This is a genomic window from Sporolituus thermophilus DSM 23256, from assembly GCF_900102435.1.
GTDB classification, from domain to species: Bacteria; Bacillota; Negativicutes; order Sporomusales; family Thermosinaceae; genus Thermosinus; species Thermosinus thermophilus.
In genome coordinates this window covers 1-22,114 of record NZ_FNBU01000025.1, presented here as the reverse complement: position 1 = coordinate 22,114, position 22,114 = coordinate 1, and the positions used below count along the sequence as shown (strand labels likewise).

Here is a 22,114-nt window from a genome sequence, read left to right as displayed (position 1 = left end):
CTTTGCTATGGCTATGGGGTCAGGATTGACTTATTGACCTACCGGCGACAAAATCAATAAACGCCCGGGCCGCTTTCGATAAATATTTATCCTTTTTCCAGGCCAGGCCAATGCGAATCTTCAGTGCCGGTGCCAAAGGGACGGTGGTGATGTTTTTGGCGTCCTCGGCGACCATCCGCATCAAAAACGAGATGCCGCCGCCACTCGCGACCAGCGCCTTGATGGTCTGGATCTGGTTGGAGGAAAATACGATCCGCGGCGCAAAGCCGCTTTCGCGGCAGCGGTCGATAATAAACCGGCGGTGACATGAATCCTCCTTGAGCAGAATGAAGGGCTCATGCCGCAGCTCGCTAAAAGTAACGGCCTGTTTACCGCTCAGCGGATGCGCGGGGGGCAGGCAGAGGACGATTTCTTCCTCCACGATGGGCAGGGTGTGGAAAACAGCGGTTTCTTCCGGGAGGATAATAATACCCAGGTCGAGCTCTTCCCTCTCAATCATCATCCGCGCGGCCAGTGACCCTTCTTCAAAGACCTGCAGGTCAAGGCCAGGGTACGCCTTTTTGAAACTGATAAAGATATTGGGAAACAGATAGGCGCCGATCATCGGCGGCACCGCGGCCTTAATGGTTCCGCGGCCTAAGTTTTTCAGGTCGTGCATCTCGGCCAGCGTTTCCGCCACTTCCCGCAGGATTTTATCTACCCGCCGCTGAAAAATCCGCCCTTCGGCCGTTAAGGCCACTTTTTTTTGGTTGCGGTCAAACAGGCGGATGCCGAGCTCGTCTTCCAGTTTACCGATGGCGTTGGTTACCGACGGCTGGGCGACATGCAGTTTTTCGGCCGCCTTAGTAAAACTGCCAAGCCGGCTGACCATTTGAAAGTATTCCAGTTGGCGCAGTTCCACCGGCGCCCCACCCCGATCAATAGACACAAACTATTATATAATAGATTATAATTATTTTAAATTAATAAATAAAGGTGATAGACTGATAAAAAAGGGGTTATCCTCACTTTTTATTTGTGAAAAATTACTCAATACATTCGAGGGGACGAGGAGGCTGGATATGCGTACGATTGAGGCGGGGAAAATTACCGAAGCCGTCGCCAAACTGGCCGTGGAAGCCAACTACTATCTCGGCGACGATGTACACCAGGCGCTGGTGGAGGCTCAGGCGAGGGAAGAGTCGCCGCTGGGCCGCGAGATTTTAGCGCAAATTATTGAGAATGCCCGTATTGCCCGGGAAGAGGACAAACCGATGTGCCAGGATACCGGCCTGGCAGTAGTGTTCGTCGAACTCGGCCAGGATGTCCAAATTGTGGGCGGTACGCTGGCCAAGGCCATTAACGCCGGCGTCGCCAAAGGTTACCAAGAAGGGTATCTGCGTAAATCGGCCGTGCAGGAGCCGCTGTTTAACCGGAAAAACACCGGCGACAATACCCCGGCCATTATTCACGTCGACAGCGTGCCGGGGGATAAAATTAAAATTACCCTCGCGCCGAAAGGGGCCGGCAGCGAGAATATGAGCGCCCTCAAGATGCTCAAGCCGTCGGACGGTGTGCAGGGCGTGAAGAAATTTGTCGTCGAAACAGTGGCCAACGCCGGTTCCAATCCTTGTCCGCCCATCGTGGTCGGCGTCGGCATCGGCGGTACGATGGAGAAGGCAGCGCTATTGGCCAAACAAGCCCTTATCCGCCCGCTGGATAAGCGAAACGACCACCCGGAGTACGCTAAATTGGAAGTCGAACTTTTGGAACTTATCAATAAAACAGGGGTAGGGCCCCAGGGTCTGGGTGGCCGGGTTACCGCCCTTGCCGTCAATATCGAATGGTTTCCCACCCATATCGCCATGCTGCCGGTAGCCGTCAATATCAACTGTCATGCCACCCGGCATGCTGAAATCGTACTGTAAGTGAGGAGGAACCGCCATGTCCGGACAAGTTCGCGTGACTGCCCCCTTAACGAAAGAAACGGTAGCGCAGCTCAAAGCCGGCGACAGCGTGCTGCTGACCGGCACGATATTTATTGCCCGCGATGCCGCCCACAAGCGCATGGTAGAGGCGCTGGCGCGCGGGGAAAAACTGCCAGTGGATCTTACCGACCAGATCGTGTACTACGCCGGTCCGTCCCCGGCCAAGCCCGGTGAGCCCATCGGCTCGGCCGGCCCGACCACCAGCGGTCGGATGGATGCTTATACCCCCCCGCTTGCTTGCCGAGGGTTTGCGCGGCATGATCGGCAAGGGCTACCGTTCGGCTGAGGTCGTGGAAGCCATGAAGCGCCACGGCGCCGTTTATTTTGTCGCCACCGGCGGGGCCGCGGCCCTTATCTCGAAGCGCATCAAGTCGTACACCGTCATCGCCTACGAAGACCTTGGGCCGGAAGCGCTGGCCGCGGCCGAGGTAGAGGATTTCCCGGTGATTGTGGCCATCGACAGCCAGGGCCGCAATTTCTATGAGGAAGGCCAGAAACAATACCGCCAGGACTAAATGACAACTAATCAAACTTAGATTGAGGTGACATATGCTAAAGTTTGACGTCCTTGTAATCGGCAGCGGCGGCGCCGGCATGCGGGCGGCTTTGGAGGCCAGCCGGCAGGGCGGCGGCAGCGTCGCGCTGATGACCAAGATGTTTCCCACCCGTTCGGCCACCGGCTGTGCTCAGGGCGGCATCAACGGGGCGCTGAAGAATGCCGATCCCAATGACTCGGTTGAAAAACATTTTTTTGATACCGTTAAAGGCAGCGACTACCTGGGCGACCAGGATGCCGTCGAATTTTTCGTCACCAATGCCCCTGACTGTATTCGCGAACTCGATTATTTTGGCGTGCCTTTTTCCCGGGATAAAGAAGGCCGTATCGCCCAGCGCAACTTCGGCGGCGCTTCCTCGCCGCGCACCTGCTATTCGGCCGACAAGACCGGCCATGTCATTCTTCATACACTGTATGAGCAGTGTCTGAAATATAAAGTCAAGGTGCTATCGGAATGGTACCTGCTGCAACTGGTAGTCGATAACGGCAAGCTGTGCGGCGTGGTGGCGCTGGAGCTCAAGACCGGCCGCATCGTGCCCATTGCGGCGAAAGCCGTGGTCATGGCCACCGGCGGCGCCGGCCGGATGTACTGGTTGCGCACCACCAACCCCTTTGCTTCGACCGGCGACGGGATGGCGGCTTGCCTCAATGCCGGCATCGCCCTCAAAGACCCCGAATTCGTCCAGTTTCACCCCACCGGCCTGGCCGGCACCGGCATCCTGATGTCGGAAGCCTCCCGTGGCGAGGGTGGTTACCTTATCAATAACAAAGGCGAGCGCTTCATGCAGCGCTACGCGCCGGAAAAGATGGAACTGGCCACCCGCGACCTGGTGTCCCAGGCCATCGAAACGGAAATCAAGGAAGGCCGCGGGTTTGGCGGCACGGGGATGAGCGCCTATGTGCTGCTTGACCTCCGTCATCTCGGCCGGGAAAAAATCCTCGAGCGGCTGCCGCAAATCCGTGACTTGGCTATCGCCTTCGAACAGGTCGACCCCATTGAGCAGCCGATTCCTATCCGGCCGAGCTGCCACTATTCGATGGGCGGCATCGACGTAGTCGACTACCGTACCTGCGCCACGGCCGTAGAAGGCGTGTTCGCCGCCGGGGAATGCTCCTGCATTTCCATCCACGGCGCCAACCGCCTCGGGGGCAACTCGCTGGCCGATATCGTCGTCTTCGGCAAGTTTGCCGGCAAAGGCGCGCAGGCGTGCGCGCTAGAACGCTCCTTCTACAACGAAGGGGCCGTACTTGAGGCGGCCAAAGCCTGGGAAGCCAAACGGGAAAAAGTCTTGGCCCGTACCGGCGGCCCGACGGTGGCTTCCATCCGCGACCGCCTGGCAGAGACCATGTGGTACAAGGTGGGCGTGTTCCGCAAAGGCGCCGAGATGGAAGAGGCGCTTAATACGGTTGACGGCCTGCTGGCCGAGTATCAGTCCTGCCGGGTGGGCGATCCCAGCCTGGTGTACAATACTGCCTTTGTCAACTATATCGAACTTGGCAGCATGTTGACGGTAGCCAAAGCGGTCGTGCTCGGGGCGCTCAACCGGACCGAAAGCCGCGGCTGCCACCTGCGGGAAGACTATCCGCACCGCGACGACGCTAACTTCCTGAAACACACCCTTGTCACCAAGGAAGGCGACGCTTATAAGCTGTCTTATCGCGACGTAGTCGTCACCAAGTATCAACCGGCGGAGAGGAAATACTGATGGGCAAAATAACTTATAAAATCGAACGATTTGATGGCGAAAAAAGCTATCTGCAGGAATATCAGTTTGAACATGAGCCCGGTAAGACCATTCTGTGGGGGCTTATTAAGATTAAAGAAGAAATCGACCCGACGCTTACCTTTACCGCTGCTTGTCGTTCGGCGGTGTGCGGCGCTTGCGCCGTCCGGGTCAACGGTCAGGCCATGCTGGCCTGTGAAACCCCGCTGGATGCGGTGCTGAAGCGGTACGATACCGATACGCTGCTAATTCAGCCCCTGGCTAACTTTAAAGTCATCCGCGACCTGGTGGTGGACTGGGAGCCCAAGGCCGAGCGGTTGGCGGAAGTCAAGCCGTGGCTCATTCCTCACGATGTATTTTCGCCCCAAACGGGGTGCCGCCAAACGCCGGCGGATTTTAAAAAGATTGATACCCAGGCCGGCTGCATCCTCTGTGGCGCCTGCGCGTCCGAGTGCAGCAAACTGTCGGCTGACGACAGCGATTTCTATGAGCCGTTCATCTACGCCAAGGCCGGCAAGTTTGTCGCCGATTCCCGTGACAAGGCGAGCCAGGAGCGGCTTGAGGCTACCTTTAACAAGGGGCTGTGGAAGTGCATGCACTGCGTCGAGTGCGTCACCAAATGCCCGAAAAAGGTTGCTCCCGGCCAGGAAATCGCCAAACTGCGCCAGCTCTCTATTAAGCGGCGCCTCCCGGACAACCCCGGCGCCCGTCACGCCGTGGCTTTCCTCAAGGATATCAAGGACACGGGCCGCCTGAACGAAATGCTGCTGGCCTTGCGGACCGAAGGCGTGGTCAAGTCGGCTAAGCGTCTGCCCTTCGCCTTGCGCCTGCTGCGGAAAGGCAAGTTAAATCCTTTTCATTTCCCCAAGCCGGTGAAAGGCATTGAACAAGTCCGCGCCATCATCAAAGCAGTAGAGGAGGCCGAAAAATGATGCGCTACGCCTTTTTCCCCGGCTGCGTCCTGGAAGCGGCCGCCAAGGAGGCTTATCTGGCCACCGTAAAGGTGGCGGCGGCCCTGGGCATTGAGCTTGTCGAACTGGAAGGATGGACGTGCTGTGGCGGCTCGCACCTGCAGGATGTTAACGAGACGGCCGCCCTGGCCGTGAATGCCCGTAACCTTGTCTTGGCGGAAAAGCTGGGTTTGCCCCTGCTCACGGTATGCAACACCTGTACCCTCATGTTGCGTCAGGCCAAGGCCAAACTGGACAACGGCCAAAAAGAAAAAATCAACGGCTTTTTAGCCCAAGCCGGCCTTGAATATAAAGGGACAGCCGAAGTCACCCATCTCTTATGGGCGCTTATCCGCGACTATGGCGTGGAAAAACTGAAGGCCAAAGTTAAGCGGCCGCTCAAAAACCTTAAGGTGGCCGGCTATTACGGCTGCCATATCCTGCGGCCGCCGACGGTCATGAACTTCGAGGATTACGCCAACCCTAAGTCGCTGGAGACGCTGATCCGCGCGCTCGGCGCTACGCCGGTCGACTTCACGGCCAAACTGCAGTGCTGCGGGTTCCACGCTGTTTTCACGGCCGAAAAAGACGTGATGAAGATTACGGGGACCACCAACCAAAGCGCGGCTTTCGCAGGAGCGGACTGTATCGTGACGCCGTGCCCGCTCTGTCAGATGCAGCTTGACATGTACCAGCCCGAAGGCCGCCAAGCCGTGGGCGGTGACCGGGAAATGCCCGTCCTGCACCTCGCCCAGCTGATTGGTCTGGCCCTTGGCCTTGCGCCGGCCGACCTCGGCCTTAACCGGCACATCGCTGATACCGGGAAGCTGGTGGCGAAAATATAATTATGAGAATAAGGCGCGCAAAAGCGCCCCGGACGTTACCCGGAAGCCCTTGCGGCGGTGAATTACAAATCAGGGTGGTACCGCCGATGTCCGCCCCTGCTGTCAAAATGTTTGGCAGCAGGGGCGGTTTCTATTTATCTTTGTGTGCTTAAAGGTATGCCGGCGATGTGAAAATGGGGAAGATAATCAAAGGGGTAATCCATAAAATAGGTCAAATAGCTTATCAGGGAAAATAGACCAATTTTTGTATTAAATTCCTTAAATGTGATAAAATAGTATAAATAATAAAGTAATAGATTAGTGTATCTGGATAGAGTTTGCTGCTAGACTTTTTTCTTTAGTTATCGTGAAAAATAATGTAAAGTATTATGGGGATGATTATATGAAAGACGACAGTGTGAGAACCGTTTGGCCACTGGTTTCGCAACCGACAAGTGGAACTCCGGTTATTATAAAAGCGTTTGACGAAATAGATGACTTGGAGGAGCACCGTGACCGCATCGTGGTAGTCACAGACGGATGGCGGCATGGACCGGTTGCCGCCATCCTGCGGGGCGGATTAAGTGCCAGGGCGGTTTTGGAGGTTCTCGCCAATTCGGGCCAGAGGGACGTAAAAATTTTTCACATCGAAGAAAAAATTTCACAATTGGAAGATATTTTTTTGTCATCGGTTGTCACGCCGGCGCATACTTTGTTTGATAGCGTGACTATCAACTGGCGGCGGGATCCGTCTATTTATGAACTTGTTAAAAATATCGGCGGCGAATATGAGATGCTATTTTTTGGCGCGCCGCTGGCTACCTCGGAAATTGTCCCTTTTTATAGGCATATTAAAGAGGTTTATCATGGGAGCGTTACTATCGTAAGAGCTCCTATGGTCGATTTTGACTTTGATGAAGGGGATGAAATATACCGCTGGGTACGGGAGCGTACTTTTGAGTCGTCTGATTTTTCGCTGCCGGCAGTACTTAGTAATTATAAGAAGAAGCTTGGCGTGAAAGTAGCGGTGATACTTCCCAGCCTAAATGAAGAAAAGACGGTGGGAAATGTTATTAAAACGGCGCTGGAAGTCAAGGCGTTAGGAATTATTGATGATGTTATTCTGATTGACTCCGCTTCGACGGATGCCACGGTGGAAATCGGCCGGTCATTTGGCATCCCGGTATTTCAACACGCGGAGATAGCACCTGAGTTAGGGGCGTATGCGGGAAAAGGGGAGGCAATGTTTAAAAGCGCCTTTGTTACCGAGGCAGACATTATGGCTTGGGTTGATACTGATATCGAGAGCATAACGCCGCGGTTTTTTTACGGGTTATTCGGGCCGCTGCTGACCAATGCCAGTATCCGTTTCGCTAAAGGTTACTTCGCGCGACCGGTCAGGATTGAAGCAAGCGGCCTTGAACTTGGAGGTGGCAGGGTAACCGAATTGTTGGCTCGGCCTTGGATAAATATGTTTCTTCCTGAACTGTCAGGTTATATTCAACCGCTAGCAGGAACGGTGGCAATTTATCGGGAAGACCTTCTGCGGATGAAGATCCCTGTTAACTATGGAGTCGAGATAGCCATGTTAATTCAAGCAGTCAATAATGGCGGCTTATGGTCGACCTGCCAGGTTAATCTGGGCGAAGTGGTGCATAAGTCGAAGGACATTACCGGTCTTAGTGAAATGTCGTTTCAAATCATGCAGGTCCTAGCGGAAATGTGCAATTTCTCCACCAAGGAAAACCGACAGAACATTTTGCGCCGAGTGTACTCGGCACATGGGCATATTGAGCTAGGGAGTAAACGGTTTCAAACGGTATGGCGGGATTACACTGAAGATATATGTCGGGCAAGAATCCGTTAAATTGTTGGACTGTATGTAACACGTTTGGCAGTGTTGCAAATGCGGGGACAGCTGTCTCCGCTTTTTAGCGTGGGCCGGCATAGCAACTAGGCCGATAACCGGTAAGGCGGGCGGACAATCTTTGTCGCCCGCCGGCATTGCCGGGCCGCTGCGGTTTGCGGTAGTTTAGTTTGGCGTGATTGCCGGCAGTGACTTTACCAAGTTGCTGCCGAGCATTTCTTTCGGCGCCAAACCATTTACGTTTGATATTTCCTACGTCGGAGGAGGGCGTTTATGAAACCGCGGATAGCCATTATTGCTCCCTATCCGGCGCTGAAGGCGGAGGCGGAAGCGGTCGTCGCCGACCTGGGGGCGCATGTCGCTGTATATGAAGGTGATTTGGATGATGGGGTTCAGGCGGCCCGCCAGGCTGTGGCCGGCGGCGCGGAAGTAATCATCAGCCGCGGTGGCACGGCCAGACTGATTGCCAGGACGCTGGACATCCCGGTGGTGGAGATCAAGGTGTCGCCGTTTGATATCCTCCGCTGTCTTGCCCAATTGCGGGAGTACAAGGGAAAGATCGGTATCATTGGATTTAGCAATGTGGTCTACGGCTGTGAGAGCATTGGTGCCGTTTTGGGCCTTGAGCTTAAACAGATCATCATCGATTCCCGGGACGACGCGCCTGGCAAAATTGCGGCTGCCGCCCAGGCAGGCATCGAATTGGTTGTCGGTGACGCCATTTCCATCAAGCAAGCCACGCGGCTCGGGTTAAAAGGAGTGTTGATTACTTCGGGCAAAGAAGCCATCGTCCAGGCCATTCACGAAGCGGAAAACATTGCCGAGGTACGAATTAGCGAGCGGGAGCGGGCCGAGCTCTTCCGTATCATCGTCAATTCCAGCCATGATGGCATTATTGCCATCGACGACACCGAACGCATTACCCTGTTTAACCCGGTAGCCGAAAAAGTTTTCGGCATACCGGCCGCGGCGGCCGTTGGCGCCAAGATACGGGACATAATTCCTAATACCAACCTTCCGCGGATTCTGCGCCAGGGTGGGTCCGAATACGGCGAGCTGCAGTATGTCGGCGACAAGGTAATAGTAACCCGGCGCTTTGCCATAAACGTCAACGGCCGGGTGGTCGGGGCGGTCGCCAATTTCCGGGACGTAACCGAGCTAGAGCGCCTGGAGCGGCTTGTGCGGCAGAAGCTGCATGCTAAAGGGTTGGTTGCCAGGATTCGCCTGGAAGATATCATCGGGGAGAGCACCCCGTTAAAAGGCTTAATTGAGCGGGCCAAAAAGTTTGCAACGGTAGACGCGACCGTTCTGATCGTAGGGGAGACCGGAACAGGCAAAGAAATGCTGGCCCAGGGCATCCATAATGCCAGCCATCGGGCCAACGGTCCGTTTGTCGCCGTGAATTGCGCGGCTTTGCCGGAAAATTTGCTGGAAAGCGAACTGTTCGGCTACGCCGAAGGGGCGTTTACCGGGGCGAAAAAAGGCGGCAAACCCGGTTTGTTTGAATTGGCACATGGAGGAACGATTTTTCTCGACGAGATCAGCGAAATGCCCTTGCCGCTCCAGTCCAGGCTGCTCCGGGTGCTCCAGGAGCGGGAGGTACTGCGCATCGGGGGAGACCGGATTATACCCGTTGATGTGCGGATTATTGCCGCATCCAACCGCAACTTGCGCAATCTGGTGGAAAAGGGGTTATTTCGGGACGACCTTTACTACCGCTTGCATTTGCTTACTTTGACGGCGCCGCCGCTGCGCGAGCGCAAGGAAGACATCCCGCTGCTGGTAAGGGCATTTTTGCGCAAGCATTCCCAGCTTAATCCGCTGGTGGGCGACATTGACCCATTGGCAGTAAAGCTGCTGGCGGAGTATGACTGGCCGGGAAACATACGGGAGCTTGAAAACGCCATGCAGCGGCTGATAATTTTAAGTGAAGAGCCAATAATCGGCGAAGCGGCGGTTAGCGCGCTGCTAGAAGAACTTCAGGTCGGCCACCGGGAGCTGCCAATTCCGGGTGAGCAAGCAACCCCCAGTCTGGCAGACTTGGAAGCCCAATATATCGCGGCAGTGTTGGCAGAAGAAAACAATAATAAAAGTCGCGCGGCCAAGCGCCTGGGCATTGACCGGTCAACGCTGTGGCGTAAGTTGCGCGGTGTAGAAAAAAGCAACAACACTGTTGAATAATGCAACAAATTTATTATAGAGATTGCTAACCAGAACCGGGACGTTTCTTGTCCTGGTTCTATTTTTTAGTTTGGCACCTAATTTGCATTGGTATTGCACAGGTTCATAACATAAATTTAGTAGCAAGGGGGTGTACAGAGCGTGCAAAAGTTAGCCGTTATTGCCGATGATTTGACAGGGGCCAATGATACCGGCGTGCAGTTCGCCAAGCAGGGTCTGACCGTTGAAGTGCTACTCGCCAGTAAGGATGCGGCGGCAGCCCAAGCGGACATTGTCGTCATTGACACCAACAGCCGGGCTGTTTCGCCGGCCGAAGCCTACCAGCGGGTGGCGCAGGCGGCGGCCATTGTCAAGGCCAGCGGCATTAACGCCGTGTATAAGAAAATCGACTCGACGCTGCGCGGCAACCTGGGCGCCGAAATCGACGCCATAATGGACACCTGCGGCCAGGCGGCAGCCATCGTCGCGCCGGCCTATCCCCAAAACGGGCGGTGTGTGGTCGGCGGCTATCACCTGCTCAACAATATTCCGCTGGAAGCGACGGAAATAGCCCGCGATCCCAAATGCCCGGTTAAGGAGTCGCACATCCCGACACTCATCGCGGGACAAACGCGCCGGCCGGTGGGACATTTGAGTTTTAAAACACTGCTTAAGGGTGAAGATGCTGCCCTGGCAGCGCTCAAAGAGCTGATAGGGGGCGGCCAGGAAGTCATTGTCTGCGATGCCTGGGAGAATAAACAGCTTGCGCTGATCGCCGCCGCGGCGGCCAAACTTGCCAAACCTGTTCTGTGGGTAGGTTCGGCCGGACTGGCGCAGCAGCTGCCCGCCGTTTTGGGCCTAGCGGCCCGCAAGCAAAGTTTGCCGGTACTGGTTATTGCCGGCAGTGTGAGCGGCGTTACCCGGGGCCAGGTCGCAAAGTTAAAACAGAATGCCAACGTCAAAAGCATTGAAGTAAATGCGAGCGCCCTGCTGGCCGAACCGGCCCGGTCGGGTGAGGTAAAGCGGTGCTGCGCAGAGGCTGCGGCCGCGCTGCGGGGCGGCTGCGATGTGGTGCTTGCTTCCGGCTATGCGGAGGAAGTTGTCGAGCACACCAAGGCCAAAGGCACGGCTTTAGGCTACACTGCCCAACAAGTGGGCGACATTGTTGCCGGCGCGTTGGGCGAAATAGGCAAAGGTTTGGCAGTCGAGCGTGCTTTGGCTGGGATGGTGCTAACAGGCGGCGATATTGCCGTCAGCGTCTGCCGGGCGCTCGGGGCGGCGGGACTCCGCGTGGCAAGTGAGGTCGCGCCGGGCATACCGGTAGGCTGTTTGACCGGCGGGGTTTGTGACGGGCTCAAGGTAGTAACCAAGGCGGGCGCCTTTGGCGGTGAAGATGCGCTAGTAAAAGCAGTAAATTGTTTAAAATCGTAAGGAGATGAAACCGTGAAACCTGTTGTTGCAATCACGATGGGCGACGCAACCGGCGTCGGCCCGGAGATAATCGTCAAAGCGCTGGACGATCAGGGTGTTTATGATGCCTGCCGTCCATTAATTATCGGGGATAGGGGCATCATGGAAAGGGCGGCGCGGATTGTGGACAAACCGTTCGCGTTTCGCGCCATCGGCGACGTGGCAGAAGCGCGGTTTGAATTTCGAACGGTGGATGTATTAGACCTTGCTAATCTGCCCCCGGATTTGCCGTTTGCCAAAGTTGACGCCCGGGCGGGCAAAGCGGCCTATGAATATTTGGCGAAAGCGGTGGCGCTGGCCATGAGCGGCAAGGTCGGGGCGATTGCCACCGCGCCGCTGCACAAAGAAGCGCTTAATGCCGCCGGTTATCCTTTTCCGGGGCATACGGAAATTCTCGCCCATCTTTCGGGTACTCGAGACTATGCCATGATGTTGGCCAGCGACAAGCTGCGCGTCATCCATGTCACCACGCATGTGGCGCTCAGAAAAGCCTGCGACCTTATTAATAAAGACCGGGTCCTTAGGGTAATCCAGCTGGCGGACCAGGCAGTCCGCGCTTTGGGCATTGACAGGCCGCGCATTGCCGTCGCCGGACTCAATCCTCATTCGGGCGAAGGAGGGTTATTCGGCAACGAAGAGATTGCTGAAATCATTCCGGCGGTAGAAGAAGCCAAGCGGCGAGGCTTCACCGTCTTTGGACCCATCGCTCCCGATACGGTATTCTACCGGGCGGCAGTAAAAGGCGAATTTGATATTGTCGTCGTGATGTATCATGACCAGGGGCATATTCCCATGAAAGTATTGGCCTTTGAAACAGGCGTCAATGTCACCGTCGGCCTGCCGTTTATCCGTACTTCCGTTGATCACGGCACGGCTTTCGGCAAAGCGGGCAAAGGCACCGCCGACAGCCGTAGCATGACCGAGGCCATCTACCTTGCGGCCCGGATGGCCCGCGGGCGTACTACCGCCAATAGCCATTAGTTTTGAAAGGGCGGATGTTTGTGGAAAAAATTAAAGTTACGCTGCCTTATGGCCGGGAAACGGTCGAGGTAACAATTCCCCGGAAAAACCTTATCGGCGTATACTCTCCTAAAGATGTAGCAGCTGTCGCTGATGTAAAACAAGAGGTAATACGGGCGGTAAACAACCCAATCGGTGCCAAACCGCTGCGCGAATTGGTCACAGGGGCGAAAAAAGCCGTTATTGTTGCCGATGACAATACCCGTCTCACGCCTACCGACAAGATTATTCCTGTACTCCTTGACGAGATGAACGCAGCAGGAATCAAGGATGAGCAGGTAACGGTAATTATTGCCCTCGGCACGCACCGGTTTATGAGTAATGAAGAAATAATGGCTAAGTTCGGCGAGGAAACCGTTAAGCGAGTAACTATTAAAAACCATGACTTTAAAAATCCGGAGGCGCTGATCGACCTTGGCAAAACGCCGAACGGCACCAGTATATGGGTCAACCGTGAAGCTTATGAGGCTGACTTTAAGATTGGTGTTGGCAGCATTGTTCCTCACCATATTCCGGGATTTGCCGGCGGCGCGAAAATTGTTCAGCCCGGTATTTCGGGCGAACAGACTACGGCGGAGACGCATCTTCTGAGCGTAAGGGCGCCCCGGTCTTACCTCGGGATCGAGGATAACCCGGTTCGCCGTGAGCTCAATATGATTGCCCGGCAGATCGGCATGAACACTATTTTCAATACTGTCCTCAACCGTCACGGCGAGGTTGTCGGCGCTTTCTTCGGCGATCTGGAGGAAGCGTTTAAAGAAGGCGTTAAGCTCGCGAAAGACGTTTATGCCGTTGAAATTCCTGAAGAGGCCGATATTGTCTTGGCCAGTTCCCATCCCTGTGACCTGGAGTTCTGGCAGGCCCACAAGACGCTATACCCTTCCGACCTCGCGGTAAAAGCCGGCGGCACTATCATTGTCGTTACTCCCTGCTATGAGGGTGTTGCCGTTATGCATGCCGACATTCTGGACATTACCCATTATTCGTCACAAGCGCTCTGGAAGCTGGTTAATGAGAAAAAACTGCCGGACGAAGTTGCCGCCGCGTTAGCCATCGCCTGGGCGCAGGTCAAGGAACGCGAGGATGTCTATATCGTATCGCACGGAATTAAGGATGAAGACGCCCAGAAATTAGGGTTTACGCCGTTTGCCAGCGCCCAAGCGGCAGTTGATGCAGCGTTGGCCAGATATGGTGAAAATGCCAAAATAACGGTGCTGACGCACGCGCCGGATATGCTACCGGTCATCAATCGCACATATTAATTTTATTATCACATATTAATTTTATTAATATCAGGTTTATGGAGGGAGGTTTGATTATGGACGCGGTCTCCGGAACCCAAATGATTATCGGGCTTGTCATTGGGGTAGCAGTTCTGGTCTATTTGGTGCTGCGCACCAAAATCCACGCTTTTCCGGCCCTTATCATTGCGGCTGCTTTGACAGGCCTGATCGGCGGCATGCCGCCTTCGGTGGGCAATGTCAATGTGGTCAAATCGATTACCACCGGCTTTGGCAATACGCTAGCCAGTATCGGCATTGTCATCGGTTTTGGCGTGATGATGGGCCGGCTGCTGGAGGTATCGGGCGCGGCCGAACGCATGGCTTATACTTTTCTTAAGTATTTCGGGCGCGGCAAAGAAGAGTGGGCGATGGCGTCGACAGGCTATATCGTTTCCATCCCGATCTTTTGCGATTCAGGTTTTGTCATTCTCTCGCCCTTGGCCAAAGCGCTGTCGCTGGCCAGCCGCAAGTCCATCCTGACGATTGGCGTAGCTTTGGCCGTCGGTCTGGTGGCGACCCACCATGCCGTGCCGCCGACACCTGGTCCGTTAGCCGTGGCGGGTATTTTTAAAGTGGATGTTGGGCATATGATCCTGCTCGGCCTGGTGTTTGCCATTCCGGTTACAATAGCCGGGGTACTATATGCGCAGTGGTTGGGCCGTAAGATCTATCAGCTGCCTACCGCCGACGGAACCGGCTGGGAGCGCCCGGAATACCAGGCGAAAGGCGAGGCGGACATCGTCGCGGAAAACAAAGAACTGCCCTCGGCCTTTATGTCGTTTGCGCCGGTGGTTGTTCCGGTGGTCCTTATTATTTTTAATACCGTTTTAAGTGCGATGAAGCTAAACCAAGGCTGGGCCCAGTATTTAATCTTTCTCGGCAGTCCGGTAATTGCCGTCGGCATTGGCCTTATTATTGCTATTTACGGGTTAGTGCCTAAGCTTACGCAGAAAGATGTGATTAAACGTATGGAAGAAGGGGTGACATCGGCCGGCATCATTATTCTGGTCACCGGCGCCGGGGGCGCTTTGGGTCAGGTGCTGCGCGACAGCGGTACAGGTCTGTATATTGCCAAACTGATTGCCAGTACGGCTTTGCCGCCGGTGCTGCTGCCGTTCTTTGTCGCCAGTCTCGTCCGGCTGGTTCAGGGCAGCGGCACCGTGGCGATGATCACTTCCGCTTCGATTACAGCCCCGATTTTGGCCGGCATGCCGCACGTCAACCCGCTGGTTGCCGCTCAGGCGGCGGCGCTGGGCGCCATGATTTACTCCTACTTTAATGACAGCTATTTTTGGGTAGTAAACCGGCTGCTGGGCATCGAAGACGTCAAAGAGCAAACGCTCACCTGGTCGGTTCCTACAACTATCGGCTGGGCTGTTTCACTGGTGCTTGTTTTAGTAGCCGATCTGATTTTTTAAGAAATTAGGCTGGTGGCAATAATGTTATTGGCCGTAAAACGGCAACATGCAGCTTAATCCGCCATGCGGTTAAACCATGAAGCGGGGACAAATGTCTCCGCTTTTTGGCATTTATACAAGATAAACAATTTCCTATATATTGTAATAACAGGAATATTATGGTAAAATTTGCGTTGTAAATATAAGCTACTCCAAATTAGGAGGGATAGTATGCTTGCAAAAGGTATTTCTTTCATCCTGGCCTGTTTGCTGATGCTATCGGTAGCCGCAGCAGATGCGGCGCCGGCGGCCGGCAGCGCCAAACTTAAAGAAATTGTCGCCGGCCAGTTCAATGACTATGTCAAGGATTTAGAAACAATCACCAACATCGATTCCGGCACCGGCGATGCCGAGGGAAGCGCTAAAATTGCGGAATTTTTGCGAGGGAAACTGGAAGAGTTGGGCGGAACGGTCGAGTTTCGCGCCAATGACAAAGCAACCCATGTAATTGCCCGCTTTAAAGGCGACGGTAATTTTAAGCTGTTAATGATGGCCCATACCGACACCGTGTTTGGCAAAGGCGAGGCGCAAAAACGTCCGTTCCGGATGGATGAAAACCTGCTGGCGTACGGACCGGGGGTCGGTGACGACAAGGCGACCGTTATTCAGACTGTCTACGCGATGAAAGCCCTAAAAGACTTGGGCTACAAGAATTTTGGCGAAATCGTCCTTTACTACAACGGTGAAGAAGAAACCGGTTCGGAGTTTGCCGACAATATTATAAAAGAGCTTTCCCAACAAGTTGACATGGTCATTGTCATGGACACCGCCAGACCTAACTGGGGTATTGTCACGCAGCGCAAAGGCATGGCCAAATATGAAATTAAGGTGGAAGGAATAGCCGGCCATGCCGGCAATCATCCCTACCGTTCAGCAAGCGCCGTCATGGAGCTTGGCAACCAGATTAGCATGCTGTACAAGTTGGCCAGCCCGCTGCCGAAAGACCCATTAAGCTTGACCCCTGACAAGTTAAAAGCGCAGGGAATTATTGACCACGGCCAGTTTATTCCGGAAAACACGATTAATGTCGGCGTCATTGGTACGGACAACAAGAAAACAAATGTTATTCCCGCCAAGGCCTTCGCCAAACTCGAGGTGCGCTGTTATAAGATGTCCGAACTGCAGCGCCTGGATAAGGAAATAAAGGCGCTGGCCAATAAAACGGTAGTACCTGGGACCAAAGTGACTATTACCGGCGGAATTGGCACCGGCCCCATGGAGAAAACGCCTCAAGTCCAAAAACTTATCGATATTTATAAAGACATTGTAAAACGCGAATACGGCGCCGATGTTGTTGAATGGGTAGCCGGCGGCATAACGGACGGCAACCTCTCGGCCCAATATGCGCCGACAATTGACGCTTTGGGCGTGGAAAACTACGAAGAGCATACCGACCATGAATATGTTGATCTAAAAACGGTAGGTCCCCGCACGGTGGCTTTGGTTTCCTTTATTCAGGAACTGGCAGAGAAATGGCCAATCAAATAGGTATAAATTAGGTTCGGATTTTGCCGTTGCCAAACGCTGGTGGCGGCAATTTTTTGCATTTAGGAGAATTTATTCCGATGCGCGTGAAGTTGCGCAAAGGATTTATATATTTTGGTAAGCGGAAGCGAAAGTGGCGGACCTTTTGCGCACGGTGCGTTTTTGGCGGTTTCATTAAGAGGCACGCTGGCGCTTTTTTATGCACAAGGGGATATTGCAAAAAAAGATTGATATTTTCGCATAAAAGTAATATATTTTAATTAATCGATTGATTAAGAGGTTGTCCGAGCATGGAAAAAGCTACGCCTGCCAAACTGATCGAAGTTGCCACGGCCCTATTTGCCGAAAAAGGCTTTGCCGCCGTTTCGATTCGCGAAGTGGCGAAAGCGGCGGGAGTCAACAGCGCCCTGATCGCTTATTACTTTGGCAATAAGGAGGGGCTTTACCGGGAATTGCTGGAGACTCACTTTTCCCGGATGGCGGACGGCATAGCGGCCATTGCCGCCGAAAACCTGCCGCCGCATGAGCGGATAATCCGCTTTGCCAATTTTTTATTGCAGCTTCACCATGAGAACCCCAGGCTTATCCGCTTGGCTACGCGGGAAATTACCAACCCTTCCTCCTGCTTTGAAACGATTGTAAAAAAGTACATTGAGCGCAACTACCGGTTTCTGCTGGAGGCAATTCAGGAAGGCGTCGCAACCGGCGATTTTCGCCCGGATATTAATCCGGGTTATGCTGCGTTATCCCTTGCCGGTATTATTAATTTTTACTTTCTGGCCCAACCGCTTGTCAGTCAGCTATTGCCTCCCTACACCGCTCATGACCGGGAATACGGGCGACAAGCAATTGAAGTATACCTTAACGGGATAAGGAGGAAGAGACATGAATAAACGGCTCATTGCCGGCGCAGTCGTGTTTCTGCTGTTTACCGCCGCGGCGGGCTACAAGCTCTTTTCGGCAAAGGAAGACGGTATTACGGCCACTGGGACCATCGAAGTTACACGGGTCGACATCATGCCGAAAGTAAGCGGTTACCTTGCCGGCCTTAGCATCAATGCCGGGGATTATGTGAAAGCGGGCGATACGGTGGCCCGGATTTCCCGTCCTGACCTGGAAGCGCAGGTGCTGCGGGATGAAGCCGCGTTAGTCAAAGCCCAGGTCCAGTTAAGCGACCTGGAAAAAGGGTCTCGCCGCCAGGAGCTTGAGGAGGCGGCCGCCAGCCTTGCATCCGCCCGGTCGGTGTTCGCCAAAGCCAAGGCCGATCTGGAGCGGTATACTTCGCTGTATAATAGCGGCGCTATTTCCGCCCAGCAACTGGATGCGGCCCGGTCTGCCTATGACGTGGCCTATAATTCGCTGCTTGCCGCCCAGTCCCGCCAGAGCCTGCTGGAAGAAGGCTATCGTCCGGACGTAATCGAAGCGCAGCGCCTGGAAGTGACCCGCGCCCAAGCTATCCTGGACGCCAGTAAGGCAATGCTTGCCGATACTATTGTGACCAGCCCGCTTACCGGTCTGGTTCTCAGCAAAAATTTTGAAAACGGTGAGTACGTTAATCCCGGTTCGCCCATTGCTACCATCGCCGACCTTAATGATTGTTGGATAAAGATCTATGTATCTTCGGCGCAATTAGGACTGATCAAAGTCGGTCAGCCGGCCGCCGTAAAAATTGACGCCTATCCGGACCGAACCTTTACCGGACATATTAAAGAGATCGGTCAGAACGCCGAATTTACCCCCCGCCAGAGCATAACCCAGCGGGAACGGGCCAACATGGTGTTTGCCGTAAAAGTAAAGATCGATAATGCCGAAGGCCTGCTCAAGCCCGGGATGCCGGCCGACGTAATACTCAAATGATCAGCCTGGAAAATGTAGCAAAAAGGTTCGGCGCTACGGTCGCGGTTAATAATATTTCGCTCAGGGTAAACCAGGGGGAAATTTTTGGTCTGGTCGGTCCGGACGGAGCGGGGAAAACAACAATAATCAGGATGCTGACCGGTGTTCTTCGTCCTGATTCCGGCGCCATAACCGTTCTGGGCAGCGGCAACATCGAAACCGTCAAAGGCGATATCGGCTATGTCCCGCAAAAATTCAGCCTGTACGGCGACCTCACGGTTTATGAGAATATTAGGATTATTGGCGCCTTATATGGCAGAACTGATAAAGAAATTGAAACACTGGCGACAGAAGTGTTAGCCTTCACGAAGCTATTGCCGTTTAAAGACAGGTTGGCCGACAACCTGTCGGGCGGGATGAAGCAAAAATTAGCGCTCGCCGCCGGCTTGATCCACCGGCCGAAATTGTTTTTTCTGGACGAACCGACTACCGGTGTTGATCCGGTTTCCCGGCGGGAGTTCTGGCATATGCTCTACCGCTTAAACAAAGAAGGTATGACTATATTTGTTTCCACGCCCTATATGGACGAAGCCGAGCTATGCACCCGCGTTGCGTTCGTGCACAATGGCCGGATTGTTTCCTGTGCTTCTCCGGCTGAGCTGCGGGCGCAATATCCTTATAAAATACTGGAACTTAGGGCGTCACGCAAAAACCTTAGACCATATTTGGCGGATATGGTGAGGGATATTAACGCTTTTGGCGATAAATTCCACCTCGTCGTTGATCATCCCCTGCAGGCCGTTTTAGCTGTGCGGGAGCGGCTTAACGCCTCCGGCATAGAAATCTTATCCTTAAAGGAAATTCCGCCGACGCTTGAAGATGTATTTGTGGAACTGGCGGGTGAGGTGAATTAAATGATTGCGGTCGCGGCCAACCGGCTTACGCGTAAGTTCGGCGATTTTACCGCCGTCAATGCGGTCAGTTTCAAAATAAGGCAAGGGACAATTTACGGTTTCCTCGGCCCCAACGGTTCGGGCAAATCGACCACTATCCGCATGCTGTGCGGCATCATTGAACCGACGGCAGGATCGGGTTCGATCCTTGGTCTTGATATAAAGCGGGACGCGGAACTGATTAAAAGTCACATTGGTTACATGTCCCAAAAATTCAGCCTGTACGACGATCTTACCGTGCAGGAAAACCTGGCTTTTTACGCCGGCCTGTACAGTCTTCCGGCCAAGCTGGCCCGGCAGCGCATTGACGAAATGCTGGATATGGCCGGCCTGCGTGATCGGCGCAACGAACTGGCCGCCAACCTCTCAGGCGGATGGAAGCAGCGCCTGGCGCTGGGCTGCGCCATTTTGCACAAACCGCCTATCCTGTTTCTGGACGAACCGACGGGCGGCGTTGACCCCAAATCCCGCCGCATGTTCTGGGACATTATTTACAACCTGGCGGCTGCAGGAACTACTATCATGGTGACGACGCATTTTATGGACGAAGCGGAACATTGCGACGCCATCGGCTTTATTTTTGAAGGTAACTTAATCGCCGATGACAGTCCCGATAATCTGAAAAAAACCATTCCCGGACTGCTCCTGGAAATACCGCATGAAGACCCTATGGCCCTGCTTGAAGCGATTGCCGCCAGCAAGGCGCCGGTGATCGACAGCTATCCCTATGGGACGGCCGTGCACCTGCTGGTCGATAAAGAGCATCTGCCACATTTTGCCCGGTTTAACTATACGATTATTCCGCCTTCGCTGGAAGACGTATTTGTATATTACGTAAAATCGCACCGCAAGGAGTTGGTGGCATGAGGCGACTTAGGGCGCTGCTTATCAAAGAATTTATCCAAATGAAACGGGACCGCCTGACGTTTGCGATGATGGTAGGGCTGCCGATTATCCAGCTGCTGGTATTCGGTTTTGCCATCAACACCGACGTCAAGCACCTCGGCACCGTTGTTTTCGATCAGTCGCTGCAGCAAGAAGGCCGTGACTTGTTAACCGCATTTACGGCAAGCGGTTATTTCGACATTAAGTATGTCGCGCGCAGTTACCAGGAAGTGAACGATCTGATCGAACAGGGCAAAGCAAAAGTCGGCATCATCATCCCTCCGGATTTTAGCGATAACATTAAGCACGGCCGCAGCGCTTCGGTTCAGGTCATTGTCGACGCCTCCGATTCGATGGCTGCTTCCTCGGCCATCAGTACGGCGCAGTTAATTGGCCAGCTCAAGTCAGAAGAAATTTTGATCAAACGTTTGCAGAGCGCCGGCGCCCAAAAACCTGCTCGCCCATATGACGTCCGCATCCGCCCCTGGTACAATCCCGACTTCGTTTCGGCTTTTTATATGGTGCCGGGAATACTTGGCGTTGTTCTTACCATGACTATGGTGATGATTACGGCGATGGCCATCGTGCGGGAGCGGGAACGCGGGACATTAGAACAGCTCATTGTTACGCCCCTTCGGCCGCACGAACTCATGCTGGGCAAAATCATTCCCTATGTTTTTGTGGGCTATGCTCAAGTTACCCTTGCTTTGGCTGTGGGCATCGTGGTTTTCGACCTGCCGGTGCGCGGCAGCATCGGATTGCTGTATGGCCTCACTTCGCTGTTTATCGTTGCGTCGCTGGCGCTCGGCATTTTAATCTCAACGATGGCTACAAACCAGATGCAGGCCATGCAAATGTCTTTCTTCATCTTTCTGCCGAGCATTCTGCTCTCCGGCTTTATGTTTCCCCGGGAGGCCATGCCGGAGTTTTTTCGCTTGCTCAGTAACTTGATCCCCTTGACATATTATTTGGAAATTATGCGGGGAATTATTTTGAAGGGCATAGGTTTGCATTTTCTTTGGACGCAGGTCGCGGCGTTGACGGCGTTCATATTTGCCGCTCTTACGGCAAGTATAATAAAATTCCAGAAAAAGCTGGCATAGTAGCGTTTTTAGGTTGCCTTCAGGGGAGTGGCTCGTAAACATTACCATACAACAGAATATTCGCATAAATTATTGACGGGCTATCCAAAATATGCTACAATCAAATTCCCAAGCAATTTATTGTAGATATTGAAAAAGTTCTTGACGTAACATAATGTATCATGCTAATATAAAAAAGTCGCCGCTGCGGCGGACGACAAAAATTAACAAGCAAAAAGATATTGACACGGCGCACAAGTTGTGTTAACATAAGTAACTGTCGTCGCCCTGATGGCGGCGCACCGTGTTCCTTGAAAACTGAACAATGTAAGAATAAACGCCAGATGTGCGGCGCTTCTGAAAAAGAAGCGCAAATAATTCCGGTTTTGTAAAAACGAGCCTTGACAGGCTCCAATAGATAAAATTTATTGGAGAGTTTGATCCTGGCTCAGGACGAACGCTGGCGGCGTGCCTAACACATGCAAGTCGAACGGACTGATGTTCAACACCGAGCATTTTAGGGTGTTAAAGACGACGGCAGCGCATAAGCTGCGAAGCAGCTTTACGCGTTAAAAAAGTGCCAACACAACACCTT

The 22,114-nt window shown here is 53.7% G+C and carries 17 protein-coding genes, 1 rRNA gene and 1 pseudogene; 18 read left to right on the top strand and 1 reads right to left on the bottom strand.

Annotated features, from left to right (window positions below):
• Positions 1 to 19: 19 nt before the first annotated feature.
• Positions 20 to 901 carry a LysR family transcriptional regulator gene (locus BLQ99_RS12575; RefSeq protein ID WP_093691510.1) on the bottom strand — a complete coding sequence of 294 codons (882 nt, stop codon included), beginning with the start codon at positions 899 to 901 and terminating at the stop codon, positions 20 to 22.
• A 160-nt stretch (positions 902 to 1,061) separates the two neighbouring features.
• On the opposite strand from BLQ99_RS12575, the gene BLQ99_RS12570 reads away from it, so the two are divergent.
• From BLQ99_RS12570 to BLQ99_RS15090, 18 genes and pseudogenes are all read left to right on the top strand, one after another.
• A complete protein-coding gene (locus BLQ99_RS12570; RefSeq protein WP_093691508.1) occupies positions 1,062 to 1,907 on the top strand; it encodes a fumarate hydratase in 846 nt (281 codons plus the stop codon).
• A gap of 16 nt (positions 1,908 to 1,923) precedes the next feature.
• Positions 1,924 to 2,482 (top strand): annotated as a pseudogene (locus BLQ99_RS12565) (Fe-S-containing hydro-lyase).
• 34 nt (positions 2,483 to 2,516) lie between these two features.
• Positions 2,517 to 4,229 carry an FAD-binding protein gene (locus BLQ99_RS12560; RefSeq protein ID WP_093691506.1) on the top strand — a complete coding sequence of 571 codons (1,713 nt, stop codon included), beginning with the start codon at positions 2,517 to 2,519 and terminating at the stop codon, positions 4,227 to 4,229.
• Entirely contained in the window at positions 4,229 to 5,179 is a 951-nt protein-coding gene (locus BLQ99_RS12555; RefSeq protein ID WP_093691504.1) for a succinate dehydrogenase/fumarate reductase iron-sulfur subunit, read from the top strand. Before BLQ99_RS12560 ends, BLQ99_RS12555 begins: the two co-directional genes overlap by 1 nt.
• A complete protein-coding gene (locus BLQ99_RS12550; protein ID WP_093691534.1) occupies positions 5,179 to 6,042 on the top strand; it encodes a CoB--CoM heterodisulfide reductase iron-sulfur subunit B family protein in 864 nt (287 codons plus the stop codon). Before BLQ99_RS12555 ends, BLQ99_RS12550 begins: the two co-directional genes overlap by 1 nt.
• A gap of 382 nt (positions 6,043 to 6,424) precedes the next feature.
• Positions 6,425 to 7,888 carry a glucosyl-3-phosphoglycerate synthase gene (locus tag BLQ99_RS12545; RefSeq protein ID WP_093691502.1) on the top strand — a complete coding sequence of 488 codons (1,464 nt, stop codon included), beginning with the start codon at positions 6,425 to 6,427 and terminating at the stop codon, positions 7,886 to 7,888.
• A gap of 273 nt (positions 7,889 to 8,161) precedes the next feature.
• Entirely contained in the window at positions 8,162 to 10,069 is a 1,908-nt protein-coding gene (locus BLQ99_RS12540; RefSeq protein WP_093691500.1) for a sigma 54-interacting transcriptional regulator, read from the top strand.
• Positions 10,070 to 10,210: 141 nt separating this feature from the next.
• A complete protein-coding gene (locus BLQ99_RS12535) occupies positions 10,211 to 11,479 on the top strand; it encodes a four-carbon acid sugar kinase family protein (RefSeq protein ID WP_093691498.1) in 1,269 nt (422 codons plus the stop codon).
• A gap of 12 nt (positions 11,480 to 11,491) precedes the next feature.
• Positions 11,492 to 12,499, top strand: a complete 1,008-nt coding sequence (gene pdxA / locus BLQ99_RS12530; RefSeq protein ID WP_093691496.1) for a 4-hydroxythreonine-4-phosphate dehydrogenase PdxA — start codon at positions 11,492 to 11,494, stop codon at positions 12,497 to 12,499.
• A 20-nt stretch (positions 12,500 to 12,519) separates the two neighbouring features.
• On the top strand, positions 12,520 to 13,800 hold the full coding sequence (locus BLQ99_RS12525) for a nickel-dependent lactate racemase family protein (protein WP_093691494.1): 1,281 nt from the start codon (positions 12,520 to 12,522) through the stop codon (positions 13,798 to 13,800).
• Positions 13,801 to 13,856: 56 nt separating this feature from the next.
• Positions 13,857 to 15,239 (top strand): GntP family permease, encoded by a 1,383-nt coding sequence (locus BLQ99_RS12520; protein WP_093691492.1) that lies wholly within the window; start codon positions 13,857 to 13,859, stop codon positions 15,237 to 15,239.
• A 210-nt stretch (positions 15,240 to 15,449) separates the two neighbouring features.
• Positions 15,450 to 16,766: a M20/M25/M40 family metallo-hydrolase gene (locus BLQ99_RS12515; protein ID WP_093691490.1), complete on the top strand. Its 1,317-nt coding sequence runs from the start codon at positions 15,450 to 15,452 to the stop codon at positions 16,764 to 16,766.
• 287 nt (positions 16,767 to 17,053) lie between these two features.
• Positions 17,054 to 17,656, top strand: coding sequence for a CerR family C-terminal domain-containing protein (locus BLQ99_RS12510; RefSeq protein ID WP_093691488.1), 603 nt, complete (start codon positions 17,054 to 17,056; stop codon positions 17,654 to 17,656).
• The gene (locus BLQ99_RS12505) at positions 17,649 to 18,620 is read left to right on the top strand and encodes an HlyD family secretion protein (protein WP_093691486.1); all 972 of its coding nucleotides are present in this window, start codon (positions 17,649 to 17,651) and stop codon (positions 18,618 to 18,620) included. Before BLQ99_RS12510 ends, BLQ99_RS12505 begins: the two co-directional genes overlap by 8 nt.
• On the top strand, positions 18,617 to 19,513 hold the full coding sequence (locus BLQ99_RS12500) for an ABC transporter ATP-binding protein (RefSeq protein WP_093691484.1): 897 nt from the start codon (positions 18,617 to 18,619) through the stop codon (positions 19,511 to 19,513). Before BLQ99_RS12505 ends, BLQ99_RS12500 begins: the two co-directional genes overlap by 4 nt.
• The gene (locus BLQ99_RS12495; protein ID WP_093691482.1) at positions 19,514 to 20,419 is read left to right on the top strand and encodes an ABC transporter ATP-binding protein; all 906 of its coding nucleotides are present in this window, start codon (positions 19,514 to 19,516) and stop codon (positions 20,417 to 20,419) included.
• Complete coding sequence (locus tag BLQ99_RS12490) at positions 20,416 to 21,540, top strand: ABC transporter permease (RefSeq protein WP_093691480.1); 1,125 nt, start codon at positions 20,416 to 20,418, stop codon at positions 21,538 to 21,540. Before BLQ99_RS12495 ends, BLQ99_RS12490 begins: the two co-directional genes overlap by 4 nt.
• A gap of 404 nt (positions 21,541 to 21,944) precedes the next feature.
• Positions 21,945 to 22,114, top strand: a 16S ribosomal RNA gene (locus tag BLQ99_RS15090); the annotation flags it as partial.